20 protein-coding genes are annotated in these 19,747 nt (G+C 58.7%); 14 read left to right on the top strand and 6 right to left on the bottom strand.

Annotated features, from left to right (window positions below):
* Positions 1–59 precede the first annotated feature (59 nt).
* Both gluQRS and dksA read right to left on the bottom strand, forming a co-directional pair.
* The gene (gene gluQRS / locus AD670_RS22925) at positions 60–947 is read right to left on the bottom strand and encodes a tRNA glutamyl-Q(34) synthetase GluQRS (protein WP_053137745.1); all 888 of its coding nucleotides are present in this window, start codon (positions 945–947) and stop codon (positions 60–62) included.
* An 82-nt stretch (positions 948–1,029) separates the two neighbouring features.
* Positions 1,030–1,461, bottom strand: a complete 432-nt coding sequence (gene dksA, locus AD670_RS22920; RefSeq protein ID WP_053137742.1) for an RNA polymerase-binding protein DksA — start codon at positions 1,459–1,461, stop codon at positions 1,030–1,032.
* 320 nt (positions 1,462–1,781) lie between these two features.
* Here dksA and AD670_RS22915 point away from each other — a divergent pair, with 320 nt between their 5' ends.
* Complete coding sequence (locus AD670_RS22915) at positions 1,782–2,954, top strand: pyridoxal phosphate-dependent aminotransferase (RefSeq protein WP_053137739.1); 1,173 nt, start codon at positions 1,782–1,784, stop codon at positions 2,952–2,954.
* On the top strand, positions 2,954–3,664 hold the full coding sequence (gene sfsA, locus AD670_RS22910; RefSeq protein ID WP_053137737.1) for a DNA/RNA nuclease SfsA: 711 nt from the start codon (positions 2,954–2,956) through the stop codon (positions 3,662–3,664). Before AD670_RS22915 ends, sfsA begins: the two co-directional genes overlap by 1 nt.
* Here the strand turns inward: sfsA and AD670_RS22905 are convergent.
* Positions 3,661–3,978 carry a Rieske (2Fe-2S) protein gene (locus AD670_RS22905; protein WP_053137734.1) on the bottom strand — a complete coding sequence of 106 codons (318 nt, stop codon included), beginning with the start codon at positions 3,976–3,978 and terminating at the stop codon, positions 3,661–3,663. The genes sfsA and AD670_RS22905 overlap by 4 nt on opposite strands.
* A gap of 156 nt (positions 3,979–4,134) precedes the next feature.
* On the opposite strand from AD670_RS22905, the gene AD670_RS22900 reads away from it, so the two are divergent.
* Genes AD670_RS22900 through AD670_RS22890 form a run of 3 tightly spaced genes read left to right on the top strand, consistent with a single transcriptional unit; the run spans position 4,135 to position 6,814 of the window.
* Positions 4,135–5,013, top strand: coding sequence for a hemin ABC transporter substrate-binding protein (locus AD670_RS22900; RefSeq protein ID WP_053137731.1), 879 nt, complete (start codon positions 4,135–4,137; stop codon positions 5,011–5,013).
* A gap of 50 nt (positions 5,014–5,063) precedes the next feature.
* On the top strand, positions 5,064–6,047 hold the full coding sequence (locus AD670_RS22895; protein ID WP_172681520.1) for an iron ABC transporter permease: 984 nt from the start codon (positions 5,064–5,066) through the stop codon (positions 6,045–6,047).
* Positions 6,047–6,814 (top strand): heme ABC transporter ATP-binding protein, encoded by a 768-nt coding sequence (locus tag AD670_RS22890; RefSeq protein WP_053137726.1) that lies wholly within the window; start codon positions 6,047–6,049, stop codon positions 6,812–6,814. Before AD670_RS22895 ends, AD670_RS22890 begins: the two co-directional genes overlap by 1 nt.
* A gap of 244 nt (positions 6,815–7,058) precedes the next feature.
* Here AD670_RS22890 and AD670_RS22885 read toward each other — a convergent pair whose 3' ends face one another.
* From AD670_RS22885 to AD670_RS22875, 3 genes are all read right to left on the bottom strand, one after another.
* On the bottom strand, positions 7,059–7,331 hold the full coding sequence (locus tag AD670_RS22885) for a TfoX/Sxy family protein (protein WP_032884753.1): 273 nt from the start codon (positions 7,329–7,331) through the stop codon (positions 7,059–7,061).
* 201 nt (positions 7,332–7,532) lie between these two features.
* Positions 7,533–7,877, bottom strand: a complete 345-nt coding sequence (locus AD670_RS22880) for a pentapeptide repeat-containing protein (RefSeq protein ID WP_053137723.1) — start codon at positions 7,875–7,877, stop codon at positions 7,533–7,535.
* A 92-nt stretch (positions 7,878–7,969) separates the two neighbouring features.
* Entirely contained in the window at positions 7,970–9,526 is a 1,557-nt protein-coding gene (locus tag AD670_RS22875; RefSeq protein ID WP_053137722.1) for a bifunctional aminoglycoside phosphotransferase/ATP-binding protein, read from the bottom strand.
* A gap of 118 nt (positions 9,527–9,644) precedes the next feature.
* Here AD670_RS22875 and mrcB point away from each other — a divergent pair, with 118 nt between their 5' ends.
* The 9 genes from mrcB (at position 9,645) to msrQ (ending at position 19,463) form a co-directional block, all read left to right on the top strand.
* On the top strand, positions 9,645–11,969 hold the full coding sequence (gene mrcB, locus AD670_RS22870) for a penicillin-binding protein 1B (RefSeq protein ID WP_053137721.1): 2,325 nt from the start codon (positions 9,645–9,647) through the stop codon (positions 11,967–11,969).
* Between the two features lie 16 nt (positions 11,970–11,985).
* Positions 11,986–12,720, top strand: a complete 735-nt coding sequence (locus AD670_RS22865) for a M48 family metallopeptidase (RefSeq protein WP_053137718.1) — start codon at positions 11,986–11,988, stop codon at positions 12,718–12,720.
* A complete protein-coding gene (locus AD670_RS22860) occupies positions 12,720–13,049 on the top strand; it encodes a YqcC family protein (protein ID WP_053137714.1) in 330 nt (109 codons plus the stop codon). The genes AD670_RS22865 and AD670_RS22860 overlap by 1 nt, the downstream gene beginning before the upstream one ends.
* Before the next feature lie 431 nt (positions 13,050–13,480).
* Positions 13,481–15,205: an acetolactate synthase 3 large subunit gene (locus tag AD670_RS22855; RefSeq protein ID WP_053138330.1), complete on the top strand. Its 1,725-nt coding sequence runs from the start codon at positions 13,481–13,483 to the stop codon at positions 15,203–15,205.
* Between the two features lie 2 nt (positions 15,206–15,207).
* Entirely contained in the window at positions 15,208–15,699 is a 492-nt protein-coding gene (ilvN, locus tag AD670_RS22850; RefSeq protein WP_003176102.1) for an acetolactate synthase small subunit, read from the top strand.
* A gap of 47 nt (positions 15,700–15,746) precedes the next feature.
* Positions 15,747–16,763 (top strand): ketol-acid reductoisomerase, encoded by a 1,017-nt coding sequence (gene ilvC, locus AD670_RS22845; RefSeq protein WP_003176099.1) that lies wholly within the window; start codon positions 15,747–15,749, stop codon positions 16,761–16,763.
* 145 nt (positions 16,764–16,908) lie between these two features.
* Complete coding sequence (gene pssA, locus AD670_RS22840; protein ID WP_053137711.1) at positions 16,909–17,766, top strand: CDP-diacylglycerol--serine O-phosphatidyltransferase; 858 nt, start codon at positions 16,909–16,911, stop codon at positions 17,764–17,766.
* Between the two features lie 63 nt (positions 17,767–17,829).
* The gene (msrP, locus tag AD670_RS22835; protein WP_053137708.1) at positions 17,830–18,843 is read left to right on the top strand and encodes a protein-methionine-sulfoxide reductase catalytic subunit MsrP; all 1,014 of its coding nucleotides are present in this window, start codon (positions 17,830–17,832) and stop codon (positions 18,841–18,843) included.
* Positions 18,843–19,463: a protein-methionine-sulfoxide reductase heme-binding subunit MsrQ gene (gene msrQ / locus AD670_RS22830; RefSeq protein ID WP_053137705.1), complete on the top strand. Its 621-nt coding sequence runs from the start codon at positions 18,843–18,845 to the stop codon at positions 19,461–19,463. Before msrP ends, msrQ begins: the two co-directional genes overlap by 1 nt.
* Positions 19,464–19,747 lie beyond the last annotated feature (284 nt).

Genomic DNA, 19,747 nt, shown 5'->3' with positions numbered 1-19,747 from the left:
TCGCGAGCAAGCTCGCTCCTACGCGATGGTAACGGATGGCTGGCAGGCTGCAAGCGCCTTCAGCTCAATTGCGCTTCGGCCAGGGTCAGTGTGCGCGGGATCTTGCTGGCATCCCAGTGCTCAATGCCCCAATCCAGCAGCTCCCGAGGTCTGGCGTGCAGCAGTTCGGTGCCAGGTTGCTGGCCAAGGGCGCGCAGGGCTCGCAACAGCAATGGCGTCGCCTGATCGGGATTCAGCGGCGGGGAACGATAGGATTTGCCCAGCTTGTTACCGTCCGGCTGGACGATCAACGGTACGTGCAGATAGCGCGGCTGGCGCAGGCCCAGCAGCTCTTGCAGGTACAGCTGGCGCGGCGTGGAATCGAGCAGGTCGGCGCCGCGCACGATATCGGTAATCCCTTGCCAGGCGTCGTCGAGCACTACGGCCAGTTGGTAGGCGTAGAGGCCATCGCGGCGACGGATGACGAAGTCGCCGACATCACGGCCCAGGTGCTGTCGGAATTCTCCTTGTACACGGTCAGTAAAGTGGTACTCCAGCTCGGGAACACGCAGGCGGATGGCGGCGTCCTGCTGGTCGTGGCCAGCATTTCGGCACAGGCCTGGGTAAATCCCGTCGTAGGGCTCCAGTTGTTTACGTGAACAGGTGCAGGCGTAAGCCAGGCCGTGGTTGAACATATCGTTCAGTACTTTGGCGTAGGCGTCATGCCGCTCGCTTTGTCGGACCAGTTCGCCATCCCACTCAAAGCCGTAACTCTCCAGGGCGTGCAGGATCGCCGCCTGGGCGCCGGGCTCTTCGCGGGGAGGGTCGAGGTCTTCCATGCGCATCAGCCAGCGGCCATGGTTGGCGCGAGCGTCAAGGTAGGAGGCGAGGGCGGCAACCAGCGAGCCGAAGTGCAAATGGCCGCTGGGCGTGGGGGCGAAACGCCCGATATAGGTAGAGGCAGTCATGGGCCGGATACTACTGGAAGTCGGTAAATCCCAGAAACAAAAATGGGGCGTTTGCACGCCCCATTCGTTCAGTTCGGCTGGATTACTTGCCGACCTGTTTTTCCTTGATTTCAGCCAAGGTCTTGCAGTCTACGCAGAGGTCCGCAGTTGGGCGGGCTTCCAGGCGACGTATACCGATCTCGACACCGCAGGATTCGCACCAGCCGTATTCTTCGTCTTCGATCAGTTGCAGCGTCTTGTCGATTTTCTTGATCAGCTTGCGCTCGCGATCACGGGCGCGCAGTTCGAGGGCGAATTCCTCTTCCTGGCTGGCACGGTCTGCCGGGTCCGGGAAGTTGGCTGCTTCGTCCTTCATGTGGTCAACCGTGCGGTCGACTTCCTGCATCAAGTCCTGCTTCCACTGCTTCAGGATTTTGGAGAAGTGCTCGCGCATGGGCTTGCCCATGTATTCCTCGCCCTTCGATTCAACGTAGGGTTGGAAGCCGCTGATGTTCTGCTTTGCTTGGGTGGACATGAATAGACCGCCTCTCACTCTTCTAATCCATTGCGCAGGATTGCAACGTCACCGACACCTGCCGGCCCTGCGGCTGCAAGCGGGCGAACTTACCAGATAGATTCAGGGCGCGCCACTCCCGGTTGTCGAGGCCCGTCACGCGGGGGTTGCAAACTGCAGCAGCCCGCTGTGGCGGGGTATGTATCGTCCCGAACGTTGATTTTAGTCGTTTTGCAAGCGCTTGCCGGGTTCATCTTGGACGGCCGGGCAGGCAATAGAGCATGTTTTACCGCGAGGGTTCGGTAGAATCCTGATTTTGTCCTCACCGTTAAGGAAGGCTAATGGCTCAGCCCTACAGTGCGCGCAGTCGCGCCATCGAACCTTTTCATGTCATGGCGTTGCTGGCGCGCGCCAATGAGCTGCAAGCGGCAGGCCATGATGTGATTCACCTGGAAATCGGTGAGCCAGACTTCACCACCGCCGAGCCGATCATCCAGGCCGGCCACGCGGCATTGGCCAATGGCAAGACTCGCTATACAGCGGCCCGTGGCCTGCCGCAATTGCGTGAAGCCATCAGCGGTTTCTACCAGCAACGCTACGGATTGAACGTCGATCCCGAGCGTATCCTGATCACCCCTGGGGGCTCCGGAGCGTTGTTGTTGGCCAGCAGCCTGCTGGTGGATCCAGGCAAACATTGGCTGCTGGCAGACCCGGGTTACCCGTGTAACCGGCACTTCCTGCGACTGGTGGAAGGCGCCGCGCAACTGGTACCGGTGGGCCCGGACGTGCGATATCAACTGACCGCTGACCTGGTTGCCAGGCATTGGGATCAGGACAGCGTGGGCGCGTTGGTTGCCTCCCCGGCGAATCCTACCGGCACAGTCCTTTCACGCGATGAATTGGCCGAACTTTCCGCTGCAATCAAGGCGCGCAACGGCCATCTGGTGGTGGATGAGATCTATCACGGCCTGACCTACGGCACTGACGCCGCCAGCGTGCTGGAGGTCGACGATGAGGCCTTTGTCCTGAATAGTTTTTCGAAGTATTTCGGCATGACCGGTTGGCGCCTGGGTTGGCTGGTCGCGCCGCCCGCTGCGGTGGGCGAACTGGAGAAGCTGGCGCAAAACCTCTATATCAGCGCGCCCACCCTGGCCCAGTATGCGGCGCTCGCCTGCTTTACCCCGCAAACCCTGGGCATCCTGGAAGAGCGCCGCGCCGAATTTGGCCGGCGCCGCGACTTCCTGCTGCCCGCTTTGCGCGAGTTAGGCTTCGGGATTGCCGTTGAGCCGGAAGGGGCGTTCTATTTGTATGCCGATATCAGTGCGTTCGGCGGAGATGCCTTCGCGTTTTGTCGCCATTTCCTCGAAACCGAACATGTCGCCTTTACGCCCGGCCTGGATTTTGGTCGCTATCAAGCCGGCCATCATGTGCGCTTTGCCTACACGCAAAACCTTGATCGGCTACAGGAGGCGGTGGAACGTATCCAGCGAGGTCTACGGAGCTGGCAAGGCTGATGCGCTTTTATCCTCCCCTCGAAGAAGGCCGATTGATTCGCCGCTACAAGCGTTTTCTCACCGATATCGAAACCGTTACCGGCGAGTTATTGACCATTCACTGCCCAAACACCGGTTCGATGCTCAACTGCATGGTGGAAGGCGGGCAGGTCTGGTTCAGTCGCTCCAATGACCCCAAGCGCAAGCTGCCCGGCACTTGGGAAATTGCCGAAACACCCCAGGGCCGGTTGGCGTGCGTTAACACGGCGCGGGCTAATCAGCTGGTTGAGGAGGCGCTGCGCGCAGGAGTGATTACTGAGCTGAACGGGTTCACCGCGTTGAAGCGGGAAGTGCCTTACGGCCAGGAGAAAAGCCGTATCGACTTTCGACTGGAATACCCCGACGGCGCAGCCTACGTGGAAGTCAAAAGCGTCACGCTGGGGTTTGATGGCACCCGGGTTGCCGCCTTCCCCGATGCCGTGACCCAGCGTGGCGCCAAGCACCTGCGGGAGCTGGCGCACCTGGCCCGGGAAGGTGTGCGGGCGGTGCAGTTGTACTGCGTCAACCTCTCGGGAATTGATGCCGTGCGCCCCGCGCTGGAAATCGATGCCGCCTATGGTGCGGCCTTGCGCGAGGCCAAGGCCGCCGGTGTGGAAGTGTTGGCGTATGGGGTGCGCGTGACGTCCGAAGAGATTTGTGTGGAGCGGCGCTTAGAGGTGCTGCTCGACTAGATATCCACCCACAGGCCCTGCTCGTCTTCGCGACCGCGCAGGGCCTTGAGGCTTTTACCTGCACATGGGCCGGCAATGCACTCGCCGCTCTCGATCAGGAACAGCGCGCCGTGGGTGGCGCATTGAATCAGGCTGGCGCTGTCGTCAAGGAACTGGTCGGGTTGCCATTCCAGTGGAATACCGCGATGTGGGCAGCGGTTGATATAGAAGTAGGCGATGCCATCCCTGCGTACCACTAGCAGCGGGCTGCCATCGATTGTAAAACCGAGGCTGCTGTTGGGTGCGAGCGTGTCCGAGGGGCAGAGAAACTTCATTTCAATCCTTAAGTGCCTTGACGTTCAAATGCAAACAATTATCAAATGCCGGCTTCGCCCGTTAGCTGACTGGGTGCTCAGTTCGATGCCGGGCAGGGTGTATCTGTCACATCGATGAGTGCTCGAAAGGCCCTGCCCTTGGAAGGAAACCCTGTTATGCGCCTGAGTGCCAGCGCTATTGCGCTTGTTGTCGGACTGCTGGTCAACCATGGGGCGCAAGCCTCTGAACTGCCACAACGCTGGGTGAGTGCCGGTGGGGCTCTGTCGGAATGGGTCGCGGCATTGGGTGGTGAATCGAAGTTGGTAGGCGTCGATACCACCAGTCAGCATCCTGAATCGCTCAAGGCATTGCCAAGTATCGGCTATCAGCGGCAATTGTCGGCCGAAGGCATTCTCAGCCTGCGCCCGCAGGTGCTGGTAGGAACTGAAGAGATGGGGCCGCCGCCGGTGCTGGCGCAGATTCGCAGTGCAGGTGTCCAGGTCGAAATGTTCTCGGCGCAGCCGGATTTGCCGACCTTGAAGGGTAATCTCCAGCACTTGGGTAAGTTGCTGGGAGGTGAGGCTAAGGCCAGTGAATTGTTTGCCGGATATGAACAGGCGCTTGATCAGCAGAAAAACTGGGTCGCCAAGGCTCGGGCCTCGCAGAAGGCACCCGGTGTGTTGCTGCTGATCGGTAATGCTGGCGGCAAGCCGCTGATTGCCGGCAAGGACACGGCGGGCGATTGGGTGTTGCAGCAGGCCGGCGGGCGTAACCTGGCCACGCACAGTGGTTACAAACCGTTTTCGGTAGAGTCGTTGGCAGGGCTGAGCCCCGATGTGCTGGTGTTTGCCGACCGCGCCCTTACGGGGGATGCGGCGCGCGCGGCGCTGTTCAAGGAAAATCCGATCCTGGCTTCGACGCCGGCGGCCAAGCGTGGCCGCGTGTTCGAGCTGGACCCGACCTTGCTGGTGGGCGGGCTTGGGCCACGCCTGCCGCAAAGTCTTGTGAAACTCTCGGCCGGCTTTTACCCGTCAGAGGCTAAACCCGCCCCATGACCACTCTGGTTAAACCGAAAACGCTGTTTATCGGGCTGTCGCTGCTATGCCTGTTCGCCATCTGGCTTTCGTTGGCATTGGGACCGGTGAGCTTGCCGTTGCTGGATACACTCAAGGCAGCATTGCGCTTGCTGGGCGTGCCGATCGAGGCGCAAGGCCTGGAGCAGGCTGAGTTGATCCTGGGGCAGATTCGTTTGCCGCGTACGTTGCTCGGCCTGGCGGTTGGCGGCGTATTGGCACTGTCGGGCGTGGCCATGCAAGGGCTGTTTCGCAACCCGTTGGCCGATCCGGGGTTGGTCGGGGTTTCCAGCGGGGCGGCACTGGGGGCGGCAATTGCGATTGTCGGCGGTTCGTTTTTCGGCGGGTTGCCGGAGGCGTTCGGGCCCTATCTGCTGTCGCTATGCGCGTTTCTTGGCGGGCTGGGCGTGACTGCGCTGGTCTATCGACTGGGGCGGCGCAACGGTCAGACCAATGTGGCGACGATGCTGCTCGCCGGTATTGCCCTCACTGCGCTGGCAAGTTCGGCGGTGGGCCTGTTCACCTACCTGGCGGACGACGCCACCCTGCGTACCCTGACGTTCTGGAACCTGGGCAGTCTCAACGGCGCGAGCTATTCGCGGCTATGGCCCTTATTGCTGGTCAGTGCCGGTGTGGCGCTTTGGTTGCCGCGCCGGGCCACGGCGTTGAATGCGCTGTTGCTCGGCGAATCCGAGGCCAGTCACCTGGGTATTGATGTTGAAGGGCTCAAGCGCGAGTTGGTGTTCTGTACCGCATTAGGTGTGGGCGCTGCGGTGGCTGCGGCGGGCATGATTGGTTTTGTCGGGCTGGTGGTGCCGCACCTGGTCAGGTTGCTGGCCGGGCCGGATCACCGCGTTCTGTTGCCGGCGTCAATACTGGCGGGCGCGAGTTTGTTGCTGTTTGCCGATTTGGTCGCGCGACTGGCCTTGGCGCCGGCTGAATTGCCGATTGGTATCGTGACGGCATTTATTGGCGCACCGTTTTTTCTTTACCTGTTGTTGCGGGGACGTGCCTGATGCTGCGTGTTGAAGACCTGCAGATCCGGCGTGGCCGCAAGATCGTGCTGGCGGATGTCACGCTGGACCTGCTGCCGGGTGAAGTGCTTGGTGTGCTGGGGCCCAATGGCGCAGGCAAGAGTACGTTGCTGGGGGCGTTGTGCGGTGAGTTACATCCCGATCAGGGCAACGTGTGGCTGGGTTCGCAGGCGTTGAAAGACTGGAGCGGATCGCAGCGTGCACAGAGACTCGCAGTGTTGCCCCAAACTTCGACCCTGGACTTCGCATTCCGTGTCGAAGAAGTGGTTGGCATGGGCCGTCTGCCCCATCAGACGGGGCGTGTGCGCGATGATGAAGTTATACGCGCAGCCTTGCAGGCGGCGGATGTCGACCACTTGAGCGGTCGTAGTTACTTGGCGCTGTCTGGCGGCGAGCGTCAACGCGTGCACCTGGCGCGGGTGCTGGCGCAGCTATGGCCCGGTGAGGCGGGGCAGACGTTGCTGCTGGATGAGCCGACATCGATGCTGGATCCCTTGCATCAACATACGACCCTGCAAGCGATTCGCACCTTTGCCGATCGGGGTGCGGCTGTGCTGGTGATCCTCCATGACCTTAACCTGGCGGCACGTTACTGTGATCGTATCCTGCTGCTGGAGCAGGGGCGTCCCCATGCGTTGGATACGCCGGTGAGGGTGCTTCGGCCTGAGCCGCTTAAAGCAGTGTTTGGCTTGGATGTATTGGTGCAGCCGCATCCGGAGCGTGGTCACCCGCTGATCATTGCACGCTGAGGTGTGCCTTTTTTCAGGCAAAAAAAGACCCGGCAAGAGCCGGGTCAAATAACCGTGATTAGCCTGATGAGGAGATAATCTGAGAGTCCGAACCAATGGTCTTTCAGTTATCGGCTGATCTCGCGACCAGTTGTGATAATCATAACGATTCTCATTTGAGAGTCAACAATTGTTTTCGCGCGATTTTCCGTTTTCATCAAACGTCCGTTCGAAATGTCCGTAAATATTGGGCCTACTAGCCGAGCTAATTCTTCTGCCGAGTTGAAATAGCGTCCAGCTGGCGGTTCAACGCCTCCTTACGCTCGACCGGAATGTCGTTCCAGTGCACATCCATCAGTGCCCCTTCGATTGCATACAGCAACACTTTTGATGCGCGGAACCCGCGCGTCCTGACTGCTCGATACGCATCGACGGCTCCCAGGCGGCGCAGGTCTGACGCACTGTGGATGCCCACCGCATGCAGCCACTGTGCTGACGTCTTGCCGAGGTTTTTCAGGTGTTGCAGCTCATCGTTCATCAAGCCTCCTTGCGACGGCCGAATGGTGCGGTGGGTATCGTGACCAGGACAGCCTGAACAGGAGTGTAGCGCTCAGTAGGAAAAGCGTGGTTCTTTGGTCCGAAACGGCCAAAAGCTTATAAGAATGGCGCGGGGATTTTGACGGCGGGCATGCGTGAAGCGCCCGCTACGCGTTGCGCGTAGTCGGGCTTGGATCGAATCTTACTTGGTGCGATAGCGCAGGCGCGTGCCGAAATTGACCGACATGAGGATCTCGTCGGCAGTCAACTCAGGCGGGAAGTAGGTGCCCGAAATCTGCGCGTGGGCCAGGCTGGCGCCTTCCAAAGAGCAGTCGCGCAAATCCAGGCCGCGCAAGTCGGTGGAGCGAAAATACGCGTCGGTGAAATCCACACCGATGGCGTTCAGTTCACGTAAGTCCAGGCCACGGAAATCGCCACCACGCATATCGATAATGCCGTCTGCAGGGCGCTGCTGATTAAAACCACGAATGTCGTCTTTATGCAGGAGTGCGTAGAGCGGTGTGTCTAGAAGCTTGGGCTGACTCATGAAAACGACTCCTGTTGGAATTATGACGCCATTATAGTGCCACTATTCCTTGGGCGTGCGCCCAAGGAGGCGACACGACCAAGAAATTTTTCTTACAGTCCTGGCAGGCGCTGGCGAATTTGTGCCACCAACGCATCGAGAGTCCCGCTTTGATTGGTTTCGACGCGTTTGCTCAACAGCAGTTCTTCGGCGGTCAGTGGGTCACGGTTGGCCTGCTGTTCTTCGATAATGGTTAGCGTCGCGTCGGACGGATCGTTTTTGTCTGCCTGACGTTGCGCCAACCAACTGGTGATAACGGCGTGTGGCGCGTTGCAGTCCAGAATCAGGAACGGCGCCCCCGTTGCTTCGGCAACCTTGGCTGCTGCGTCGCGTTGTTCGCGTTTCAGGAAGGTGGCATCCAGTACTACCGGGAAGCCGGCGCGCAGCACGGTATCCGCGATTTCATTCAAGCGCGCGTAGGTCTTGGCGCTGACGTCGGATGCGTAGATGCCGGCCTGTGGCGTGTTTTCCACCTGCTGCTCGCCGAACATGCGCTTGCGCTCCACGTCCGAGCGCACGCGCACAGCGCCTAGTGCTTCCACCAGACGCATGGCAACGTGGCTTTTGCCCACTGCCGAGACGCCATGGGTAATCGCCAGGAAGCGCGATGGAATGGTGCTGTAGCTTTCCGCCAGGTTGGCGTAGTTGCGGTACTGGCGCAGGGTTGTGGCGCGTTGCACCGGGCTTGCCTCGCTCGGCATGCTGAACAGAGACACCTTGGCACGGACCAGGGCGCGGTAGGCTTTATAGAAGTTGAGCACTTCAAGGCCCTGATAGTCACCGGTCAGTTCCAGGTACTGGCTGATAAAGCGACGGGCCAGGGACTTGAGGCCGCGGTCTTCCAGGTCCATGGCCAGAAAGCCGGTGTCGGCGTACACATCGGTGAAGCGAAACGGTTCGTTGAACTCGATGCAGTCGAAGATCACCACGTTGCCGTCAATCAAGGTGGCGTTGCCGAGGTGAATATCACCGTGGCATTCGCGGGTGAAACCGTCGAGCTTGCGCTGTGCCAGCAGCGGTTTCAGGCGCTCGAAGCTGCTTTCGGCCCAGGCTTGCAGGGCTTCCAGTTGGATCAGGTCGGCTTTGTCGCTGAGGAATGGACGGATCTGGTCGAAGTTCTGCCGTACCGGCGCAATCACTTCATCCGGGGTGCCGGCCACATGGTCTTGCGGCACTTTAGGTGCGGTGAGGTGAAAGTGCGCGATCTGCCTGGCCATTTCATCGATGTGTGCGGCGGTCAGTTCGCCATTGGCCTGCAGGGTGCTGAGCAGTTGGCTTTGCGGGAACTGACGCATCTTCAGGGCGTATTCGATCACCGGACCGTCGCCACCTAATTGCGGGGCGTCGGCAGTGCCGGTAATCGGCAACACGTCCAGATACAAATCGGTTGTCAGACGCTGGTTGAGGCGCAGTTCTTCGTTGCAGAAATGCCCGCGTTTTTCCAGGTCGGTGAAGTCCAGAAACCCGAAGTTCATCGGTTTCTTCAATTTATAGGCGTAGGGACCGGTCAGGATGACCCAGGAAATATGCGTTTCGATGACTTGGAACGCTTCAACCGGATGAGGGTACAAAGCCGGGTTTTGCAGGGCTGCGATCAGTGACTGGCTCACGGGCGATCCTTCAGAGTCGGGGGGAAATCATGGCGCGCATTATGGCTGCTACGGGCGGTCGTGCAAACCGCTGTCCGGCTCATGTTGATCATCAATAAAGTGCGTATAATCCGCCGCCATGACTCGATCCCGATCTCCCCGTTCCCGTAAAAAACCTCCTTCCCGCGGCCTGCGTCCGTGGCTTGGCTGGGCGCTCAAGCTCGGCCTGGTGGGCCTTGTGGTGCTCGCCGGCTTTGCGGTGTACCTCGACGCTGTGGTCCAGGAGAAATTCTCCGGCAAGCGCTGGACCATTCCGGCCAAGGTGTATGCACGCCCACTGGAGCTGTTCACCGGCCAGAAGCTGAGCAAGGATGATTTCCTCACCGAGCTCGACGCCCTGGGCTACCGACGCGAACCCGTGAGCAATGGTCCGGGCGCGGCGGCGGTCAGCGGCAATACCGTCGACCTCAATACGCGCGGCTTTCAGTTCTATGAAGGCCTGGAAAAAGCCCAGCCGGTGCGCGTGCGCTTCTCCGGCGACTATGTGGCCGAGCTGTCCTCGCTCAACGGCTCGAAGTTACCGGTGGTACGCCTTGAACCGCTGATGATCGGCGGGATTTACCCGAAGAATCTTGAAGATCGCATCCTGATCAAGCTTGATCAGGTGCCGCCGTATCTGCTCGAAACGTTGGTGGCTGTAGAGGATCGTGACTTTTATAGTCACTGGGGTGTTTCGCCGAAGTCGATCGCCCGTGCCGTCTGGGTGAATACTTCCGGCGGCAGGATGACCCAGGGCGGCAGTACGCTGACCCAGCAGTTGGTGAAAAACTTCTACCTGACCAACGAGCGCAGCCTGACCCGCAAGCTCACCGAAGCCATGATGGCGATGCTGCTTGAACTGCACTACAGCAAGCAGGAGATCCTTGAGGCGTACCTCAACGAGGTATTCGTCGGCCAGGATGGCCAGCGCGCGGTGCACGGTTTCGGTTTGGCCAGCCAGTTCTTCTTCGGTCAGCCGCTGTCCGAGTTGAAGCTGCATCAAGTGGCCTTGTTGGTGGGCATGGTCAAGGGGCCGTCCTACTACAACCCGCGTCGCAATCCCGAGCGTGCGCTGGAGCGCCGTAACCTGGTGCTCGATGTGCTGGAGCAGCAAGGCGTTGCCACGGCTGAACAAGTTGCCGCGGCGAAGAAAATGCCACTGGGTGTGACAACCCGCGGGAAGTTGGCAGACAGTTCATTCCCAGGCTTTATCGATCTGGTAAAGCGCCAGTTGCGTGAAGACTATCGCGACGAAGACTTGACCGAAGAGGGCCTGCGGATCTTCACCAGCTTCGACCCGATTCTGCAGATGAAGGCAGAAGCGTCGGTCAACGACACCTTCAAACGCTTGACGGGCCGTAAGGGTGCCGACGAAGTAGAAGCCGCAATGGTGGTGACCAACCCGGAAACCGGTGAAGTCCAGGCCATGATCGGCAGCCGCCAGGCCAGCTTTGCCGGGTTCAATCGCGCACTGGATGCGGTGCGGCCGATCGGCTCGCTGGTCAAGCCAGCGGTCTACCTGACGGCGTTGGAAAAACCGAGCAAATACACCCTCACCAGTTGGCTGTCGGATGACCCGCTGTCGGTCAAAGGGGCCGACGGCCAGGTTTGGACGCCGCAGAACTTTGATCGCCGCTCCCACGGCACGGTATTCCTGTATCAGGGCTTGGCGCATTCCTACAACATTTCCACGTCTCGGCTGGGGCTTGAGGTTGGCGTGCCGAATGTCCTCAAGACACTCGCTCGCCTGGGCATTACCCGCGAATTCCCGGCCTTCCCATCGATTCTGCTGGGCGCCGGCGCCATGACGCCGATTGAGGTGGCGACCATGTACCAGACCCTCGCCAACGGTGGCTTCAATACCCCGATGCGCGGGATTCGCAGTGTACTGACGGCTGAGGGTGAGCCGCTCAAGCGCTATCCGTTCCAGATTCAGCAGCGTTTCGATGCGGGCTCCATCTATCTGATCCAGAACGCCATGCAGCGTGTCATGCGTGAAGGTACCGGTAGCTCGGTCTATAAGGTGTTGCCTTCCAACCTGACGCTGGCGGGTAAGACCGGTACCAGTAACGACTCGCGCGATAGCTGGTTCGCAGGTTTCGGTCAGGATGTGCTCGCAGTGGTGTGGCTGGGTCGTGACGATAATGGCAAGACGCCATTTACCGGTGCCACCGGCGCATTGCAGGTCTGGACCAGTTTTATGCGCAAGGCTGACCCGCTGCCGTTGAACATGCCGCAGCCGGATAACATTGTGCAGGCCTGGATTGATCCGCATACCGGCCAGGGCTCCGATGCCAACTGTCCGGGCGCGGTGCAGATGCCGTATATTCGCGGCAGCGAACCACCACCCGGTGCTGCGTGCGGTGGCGGTGCCCCTGCAGATGCGGAATCGGTGATGGATTGGGTCAAGGGCTGGATGAATTAAGCAAAGAGGGTTTCAAGTGAACAAGTGGTTTATTCCAGCTATTACAGCTCTGGCTTTGCTCGGCGGTTGCTCCAGCGTGCAGCGCGGCTCTATTCCTGTGGTGGATTCGAGTACAGCTGTTTCCAATAACGACCGGATCTCGGCCAACGGTGGTTTTCGCCAAACCGTGACCAACCGTCCGGCCCAGGCCAAAACTCAGGCGGTGCCGCAGGATTCGGGTGTGGTCGTAATGGTGCCAGGCGGCGGTGCGGCCACCTCGGCGCCAATCAGTGCCGAGCCTTGGACGCCTGGGCCAAGTGCCTCCGGGCCGATCGATTCCGCGCCGATGCAGACCGCGCCGATCAACCAGGGCACCTACAACATGCCGTCGACGCCGAGTGGCATTCCATCGTCCTCCAGCGCTGGCGGCCTGTCGGCTGACGAGCAGTTGGACGGTCCGGTACTGGCGTTGCTGACCACTGCCCAGCAACAGCAGGCGGGTGGTGACCTGAATGGTGCGTCATCCAGCCTTGAGCGTGCGCAACGTGTTGCACCGCGCGAGCCGCAAGTGCTGTATCGCCTGGCTCAGGTACGCATGGCCCAGGGCGATGCGCCGCAGGCTGAGCAATTTGCGCGTCGTGGCCTAACCCTGGCCAACGGCCGTCCTGACCTTCAAGCCAGTCTGTGGGCTTTGATTGGTGATGCGCGCGCCGCACAAGGTGACGCCGCCGGCGCTGCCCAGGCCCGGCAGAAAGCCAAGGTCAGCCTCTGATGGATGTACGTTTTCCCGCGATTGCCGAACAGTTATTGCTGATCGAGCGCGAATTGCGTGTGCAGGGCTGGTGGGACGAAGTGTCCCCCAGCGCCGAAGCACTGAGCAGCGTTGAGCCGTTCTCTGTCGACACCTTGGACTTCCACCAGTGGCTGCAATGGGTCTTCCTGGTGCGCATGAAACAGATCCTCGAACAGGATCTGCCGTTGCCCAATGCTTCAGGCATTCTCGAAATGGCCGAGATGGTCTATGCCGATCGGCCGCGAGAGAGCCTTGGCTTGCGTAATGCGCTGAAAAAGTTCGATCAACTGATCGTCGACGCTCGTTAATTGCCTGGCTGCCGGTTTTTCCGGCAGTCTTGCGCACATTTCTACCGCTTGACGACATTCAGGCGAGTTTTATCCCTCATCAAAGCCCTTTCTTCTGCGTTCTCATGCGCTTAGTTGGAAAAAAGCGCAATTATTGCTTGACTTGAGAGGCCTGAAACAGAAGAATCCAAAGTCCGCTGTATCGGGACTGCCAGAAGCAGGCCCGCTCAGCAGATCATGAGGCGCACATCCGCGCCGACCTGTTACACCCGCAACGCGTTACCTCGCGCTGGGTGGGAAAAGCCCGCAACACTTGGGACGATCCCAATACTTGCTCAGTCAGTGCTGACGTAGTCGGCGACCACCGTCGCTCATGCTCTGTTGAGAAGTAAACCTATTAAGACCCGTCGGTTTTCAACGGACGGTATTCTGGCGTTTTAGAGGTGAACAACGTGGAGCTTTTATCTGGCGGTGAGATGCTCGTCCGCTTTTTGCGTGACGAAGGCGTCGACTATATCTACGGGTACCCAGGTGGTGCTCTGCTGCATGTCTACGACGCACTGTTCAAGGAACCGGCTGTTACCCACATCCTGGTTCGCCACGAGCAGGCCGCGACCCATATGGCTGACGGTTACGCCCGTGCCACCGGTAAAGCCGGCGTGGTACTGGTAACGTCCGGTCCAGGCGCAACCAATGCCATTACTGGCATTGCGACTGCTTATATGGACTCCATCCCGATGGTGATCATTTCCGGCCAGGTGCCAAGCACGATGGTGGGGACCGATGCGTTCCAGGAAACCGACATGATCGGTATCTCCAGGCCGATCGTGAAACACAGCTTCATGATCAAGCATGCGTCGGAAATCCCGGAAATCATGAAAAAGGCCTTCTACCTCGCGCAGTCCGGTCGCCCGGGCCCTGTCGTGGTCGATATCCCGAAAGACATGACCAACCCGGCTGAAAAATTCGAATACGTTTTCCCGAAGAAAGCCAAGCTGCGTTCCTACAGCCCGGCCGTCCGTGGGCACTCGGGGCAAATCCGCAAGGCGGCAGAGATGCTCCTGGCGGCCAAGCGTCCAGTGCTGTACTCGGGTGGTGGCGTGATTCTGGGCGGCGGTTCCGCACCGCTGACCGAACTGGCCAAGCTGCTCAACCTGCCGGTAACCAACACCCTGATGGGCCTTGGCGCATTCCCGGGTACGGACCGTCAGTTCGTGGGTATGCTGGGCATGCACGGCAGCTACACCGCCAACCTGACCATGCACCACGCCGACGTGATCCTGGCAGTGGGTGCGCGTTTCGATGACCGCGTGATCAATGGCGCGAGCAAGTTCTGCCCGAATGCCAAGATCATCCATATCGACATCGACCCGGCGTCCATCTCCAAGACCATCAAGGCCGATGTGCCGATCGTAGGTCCTGTTGAAAGTGTATTGACTGAAATGGTCGCTGCGCTCAAGGACATCGGCGAGACGCCGAACAAGGAATCCGTTGCCAGCTGGTGGAAGCAGATCGACGAATGGCGTGGTGACCGTGGCCTGTTCCCTTACGACAAGGGCGACGGCAGCATCATCAAGCCACAGACCGTGATCGAGACCCTCTGCGAAGTGACCAAGGGCGACGCCTTTGTGACCTCCGATGTGGGCCAGCACCAGATGTTCGCCGCGCAGTACTACAAGTTCGACAAGCCTAACCGCTGGATCAACTCCGGTGGCCTGGGCACGATGGGCTTTGGTTTCCCAGCAGCCATGGGTGTGAAGCTGAGTTTCCCGGACTCTGACGTCGCATGCGTCACCGGTGAAGGCAGCATTCAGATGAACATCCAGGAACTGTCGACGTGCCTGCAGTACGGTCTTCCCGTGAAGATTGTCTGCTTGAACAACGGTGTGCTGGGTATGGTTCGTCAGTGGCAGGACATGAGCTACGGTAGCCGTCATTCCCATTCCTACATGGAATCGTTGCCGGATTTCATCAAGTTGGTTGAAGCCTATGGCCACGTTGGCGTTCGCATCACCGATCTGAAAGATCTGAAGCCGAAGATGGAAGAAGCGTTCGCCATGAAGGACCGCCTGGTGTTCCTCGATATTCAGGTGGATACCAGCGAGCACGTGTACCCGATGCAGATCAAAGACGGCTCTATGCGCGATATGTGGCTGAACAAGACGGAGCGTACTTAATCATGCGGCACATTATCTCCCTGCTTCTGGAGAACGAACCCGGCGCTCTGTCTCGTGTTGTCGGCCTGTTTTCGCAACGTAACTACAACATCGAAAGCCTGACCGTGGCGCCGACCGAAGACCCGACCCTGTCGCGCCTGACGTTGACCACCGTTGGCCATGATGAGGTGATCGAGCAGATCACCAAGAACCTCAACAAGCTGATCGAAGTGGTCAAGCTGGTCGACCTGTCGGAGAGTGCCCACATCGAGCGCGAGCTGATGTTGGTTAAAGTCAAGGCCACGGGTGCCCAGCGTGCCGAGATCAAGCGCACTACCGATATTTATCGCGGGCAGATCGTCGATGTGAGCGCCAGCGTTTATACCGTTCAGCTGACCGGTACGAGCGACAAACTGGACAGCTTCATCCAGTCGATCGGGACGGCCTCGATTCTGGAAACGGTACGCAGTGGTGTCACCGGGATTGCCCGTGGCGACAAAGTACTCAGCATCTAACCCAAATTAGCGAATGGCCTTAAGGCCTGGATATATAGAGGAACCTCATGAAAGTTTATTACGATAAAGATTGTGACCTGTCGATCATCCAGGGCAAGAAAGTCGCCATCATCGGCTACGGCTCCCAGGGTCACGCGCAAGCTTGCAACCTGAAAGACTCCGGCGTTGACGTGACTGTTGGCCTGCGTAAAGGCTCGGCCACCGTTGCCAAGGCGGAAGCCCACGGCCTGAAAGTGACTGACGTTGCTTCCGCCGTTGCTGCTGCCGACCTGGTCATGATCCTGACCCCGGACGAGTTCCAGTCCGCGCTGTACAAGAACGAAATCGAGCCGAATATCAAGAAGGGCGCCACCCTGGCCTTCTCCCACGGCTTCGCGATCCACTACAACCAGGTTGTGCCGCGCGCTGACCTCGACGTGATCATGATCGCGCCGAAAGCACCGGGTCACACCGTACGTTCCGAGTTCGTTAAAGGCGGCGGTATCCCTGACCTGATCGCGATCTACCAGGATGCTTCGGGCAACGCCAAGAACGTTGCGCTGTCTTACGCTGCTGGCGTAGGTGGCGGTCGTACCGGCATCATCGAAACCACCTTCAAGGACGAGACCGAAACCGACCTGTTCGGCGAGCAAGCCGTTCTGTGCGGCGGTACCGTTGAGCTGGTTAAAGCCGGTTTCGAAACCCTGGTTGAAGCTGGCTACGCGCCGGAAATGGCCTACTTCGAATGCCTGCACGAACTGAAGCTGATCGTTGACCTCATGTACGAAGGCGGTATCGCCAACATGAACTACTCGATCTCCAACAACGCCGAATACGGCGAGTACGTGACTGGCCCGGAAGTGATCAACGCCGAGTCCCGCCAGGCTATGCGCAACGCCCTGAAACGTATTCAGGATGGCGAATACGCCAAAATGTTCATCAGCGAAGGCGCTACCGGCTACCCTTCGATGACCGCCAAGCGTCGCAACAACGCTGCGCACGGTATCGAAGTCATCGGCGAGCAACTGCGCTCCATGATGCCGTGGATCGGTGCCAACAAGATCGTCGATAAAGCTAAAAACTAAGTCGTACGCATCAACAGAAAACGCGGCTTAGGCCGCGTTTTTTCGTTTGGGGGGCGGGTTCTGGTATAAAGCTGCATCGTTTGCGGGCGAACACTCGCCGCAAGTATTGGTCGAATTTTTTTCACACCGTTGCAAGGTAAAGTCCATGAGCGAACGTCCCGAAGAGCCAAACCAGGCTTCTGACGCCGAAAGCCTGCTGCCGATCGATGAGCATGTCGAAGAAGGGCATGACGCTGAAGGCCGCAAGGTCCGGCATCGTGGCATCTATTTGCTGCCCAATCTGTTCACTACGGCAAACTTGTTTGCCGGGTTCTATTCCATTATCAACTCCATGAGTGCCCAGAGCGCACTGGCGGCGGGTGATGCGGCGAGCGCCAGCAAGTATTTCGGCTTTGCTGCCATCGCAATTTTCGTGGCCATGGTGTTGGACGGCCTTGATGGTCGCGTGGCGCGCATGACCAACACCCAAAGCGCCTTCGGTGCCGAGTATGACTCGCTATCGGACATGGTTGCCTTTGGTGTTGCGCCTGCACTGCTGGCCTTCGCCTGGGCGCTGGGTGATATGGGCAAGGTTGGCTGGATGGTTGCCTTCATCTATGTCGCAGGTGCGGCGCTGCGTCTGGCGCGCTTCAATACCCAGGTGGGGACTGCTGACAAGCGTTACTTCATTGGTTTGGCCAGTCCGGCAGCGGCAGGCGTGGTGGCGGGTATTGTCTGGGCGTTCAGCGACTACGGCATCCAGGGGTCGAAAATGTCGTTCCTGGTGGCGCTGATGGTTGCTGCGGCCGGTATGCTGATGGTCAGCAACATCAAGTACAACAGCTTCAAGGAGCTTGATCTCAAAGGGCGTGTACCTTTTGTGGCGATCCTGGCAGTGGTACTGGTGTTTGCGGTGGTCTTCAGTGACCCTCCTCGGATTCTGCTGTTGGCCTTCCTGGTCTATGCCGCTTCCGGGCCAATTCAGTACTTGCTGCATATGCGTCGGGACAAAACGTTGCCTTAATGTAATTTCCCCCATACTCCGCAGTCTATTGGTGCATCAGTTCTCCAATGCTGCGGAGTTGCCATGTTAATCAAATTGCCCAAAGCGTCCGATTGCCAAGAATCGGATGTCACGCCTGAGTCCTTCTACCTTTCTCGCCGTAGCTTGCTCGGTGGTGCGCTTGTCGGCATTGCTGCCAGCAGCCTGCCGCGTTGGGCCAGTGCTGACGAGGCCGCGCGTTATCCCGATGTTGAGGCTGGCAAGGCGCCCAATTGGTTTGCCGAAAAATTGCCGGCAACGAAATGGCAGGCGGTGACGGTCAAGGATGAGTCCATCACCCCGTTCAAGGATGCAACCCACTACAACAACTTTTATGAGTTCGGTACAGACAAGGGCGATCCTGCGAAAAATGCAGGCTCACTCAAGACCGAGCCCTGGAGTGTGGTGATTGATGGTGAAGTTGCCAAGCCGGGGCGGTATGCGCTTGAAGACTTTATGAAGCCCTATCAATTAGAAGAGCGGATCTATCGTTTGCGCTGTGTAGAGGCGTGGTCGATGGTCATCCCGTGGATGGGTTTTCCGATCTCTGCCTTACTCAAGCAGGTTGAGCCGACCTCCAAGGCCAAATACATCCGTTTTGAAACCCTTCAGGATGCCAAAAGTATGCCTGGGCAGCGTTCGAGTTTTGGCTTGATCGACTGGCCTTATGTAGAAGGGTTGCGGCTGGATGAAGCGATGAACCCTTTGGCGATTCTTGCCGTTGGCATGTATGGGCGCGAGTTGCCTAATCAAAATGGTGCGCCGCTACGTCTGGTGGTGCCATGGAAGTACGGTTTTAAGAGCGTTAAGTCCATCGTGCGCATCAGCCTTGTGAGTGAGCAGCCAAAAACCACCTGGCAGAGCATCGCGGCAGATGAGTATGGCTTCTATGCCAATGTGAACCCCACAGTGGATCATCCTCGTTGGACCCAGGCGCGGGAGCGCCGTCTGCCAAGCGGCCTGTTCAGTCCCAATGTGCGTGAGACGCAGATGTTCAATGGCTACTCGGATGAGGTTGCCTCCTTATATACCGGTCTCGATCTACGGAAGAACTACTGATGCGTTACCCCGTCTGGCGCATTGGCGTTTTTATGACTGCGGCAGTGTGGCCATTGTTATGGCTATATGAAGCGTGGAGTTTTGCCTTGGGGCCGGATCCGGGCAAGGTGCTGGTTGATCGGCTGGGCTTGGGCACTTTGATCCTGCTGCTGATTACCCTGGGAATGACGCCGCTGCAGAAACTGAGCGGTTGGGCTGGGTGGATCGCGGTGCGTCGGCAGCTTGGGTTGTGGTGCTTTGCTTATGTAGTGCTGCATTTGGCGGCGTACTGTGTGTTTGTCCTGGGACTGGATTGGTCGCAATTGGGTGTGGAGCTGCGTAAGCGGCCTTACATCATTGTCGGGGCATTAGGGTTCCTGTCTTTGTTGGTGCTGGCGGTGACGTCCAATCGCTATAGCCAACGCCGACTGGGTAGTCGTTGGAAGAAGCTGCATCGTCTGGTGTATGTGATTCTTGGGCTTGGTTTGTTGCATATGTTGTGGATCGTGCGGGCCGATCTGAAGGAATGGGCGATCTATGCTTCTATAGGTGCGCTGCTCCTGGTGTTGCGTGTACCGCCGGTAGCGCGCCGAATCCCCCGACTTATTGCTAAAAAAGCACCCTCTGCAACAAAAGCGTAATTAACGCTTGACCGCAGATCCTAGAAGTCTATAATTCGCCCCACTTCCGGCGCAGTCGAAACGTAAAACTCCTTGATAAACAAAGAGTTATGCAAGATTAGACAGCGGTTTGCTTCAGTTCATCGAAGCCCAGAAGGAGTTGATAGCGTCGTGTTATTTGGCACTATTAACGATTCGATCTTCTCGGTCGAAAGCGGAGAAAAAGAGGTGTTGACAGCAGCGTGTAACGCTGTAGAATTCGCCTCCCGCTAACGAGAGATCGGAAGCGCAAGTGGTTGAAGTTG

Source organism: Pseudomonas sp. MIACH, from assembly GCF_001269925.1.
In the GTDB taxonomy this organism is placed as follows: domain Bacteria; phylum Pseudomonadota; class Gammaproteobacteria; order Pseudomonadales; family Pseudomonadaceae; genus Aquipseudomonas.
Note: the sequence above shows the minus strand (reverse complement) of the source record. Positions and strands in the feature narration are given on the sequence as shown.

Excerpts from the sequence above, each read along its gene's own strand:
- gluQRS (WP_053137745.1), bottom strand. The coding sequence starts at position 947 with ATGACTGCCTCTACCTATATCGGGCGTTTCGCCCCCACGCCCAGCGGC.
- AD670_RS22900 (WP_053137731.1), top strand. The coding sequence starts at position 4,135 with ATGCGCCTGAGTGCCAGCGCTATTGCGCTTGTTGTCGGACTGCTGGTC.
- msrQ (WP_053137705.1), top strand. The coding sequence starts at position 18,843 with ATGCGTTACCCCGTCTGGCGCATTGGCGTTTTTATGACTGCGGCAGTG.
- dksA (WP_053137742.1), bottom strand. The coding sequence starts at position 1,461 with ATGTCCACCCAAGCAAAGCAGAACATCAGCGGCTTCCAACCCTACGTT.
- AD670_RS22915 (WP_053137739.1), top strand. The coding sequence starts at position 1,782 with ATGGCTCAGCCCTACAGTGCGCGCAGTCGCGCCATCGAACCTTTTCAT.
- AD670_RS22880 (WP_053137723.1), bottom strand. The coding sequence starts at position 7,877 with ATGAGTCAGCCCAAGCTTCTAGACACACCGCTCTACGCACTCCTGCAT.
- AD670_RS22890 (WP_053137726.1), top strand. The coding sequence starts at position 6,047 with ATGCTGCGTGTTGAAGACCTGCAGATCCGGCGTGGCCGCAAGATCGTG.
- mrcB (WP_053137721.1), top strand. The coding sequence starts at position 9,645 with ATGACTCGATCCCGATCTCCCCGTTCCCGTAAAAAACCTCCTTCCCGC.
- pssA (WP_053137711.1), top strand. The coding sequence starts at position 16,909 with ATGAGCGAACGTCCCGAAGAGCCAAACCAGGCTTCTGACGCCGAAAGC.
- AD670_RS22905 (WP_053137734.1), bottom strand. The coding sequence starts at position 3,978 with ATGAAGTTTCTCTGCCCCTCGGACACGCTCGCACCCAACAGCAGCCTC.
- sfsA (WP_053137737.1), top strand. The coding sequence starts at position 2,954 with ATGCGCTTTTATCCTCCCCTCGAAGAAGGCCGATTGATTCGCCGCTAC.
- AD670_RS22860 (WP_053137714.1), top strand. The coding sequence starts at position 12,720 with ATGGATGTACGTTTTCCCGCGATTGCCGAACAGTTATTGCTGATCGAG.
- AD670_RS22885 (WP_032884753.1), bottom strand. The coding sequence starts at position 7,331 with ATGAACGATGAGCTGCAACACCTGAAAAACCTCGGCAAGACGTCAGCA.
- ilvN (WP_003176102.1), top strand. The coding sequence starts at position 15,208 with ATGCGGCACATTATCTCCCTGCTTCTGGAGAACGAACCCGGCGCTCTG.
- msrP (WP_053137708.1), top strand. The coding sequence starts at position 17,830 with ATGTTAATCAAATTGCCCAAAGCGTCCGATTGCCAAGAATCGGATGTC.
- ilvC (WP_003176099.1), top strand. The coding sequence starts at position 15,747 with ATGAAAGTTTATTACGATAAAGATTGTGACCTGTCGATCATCCAGGGC.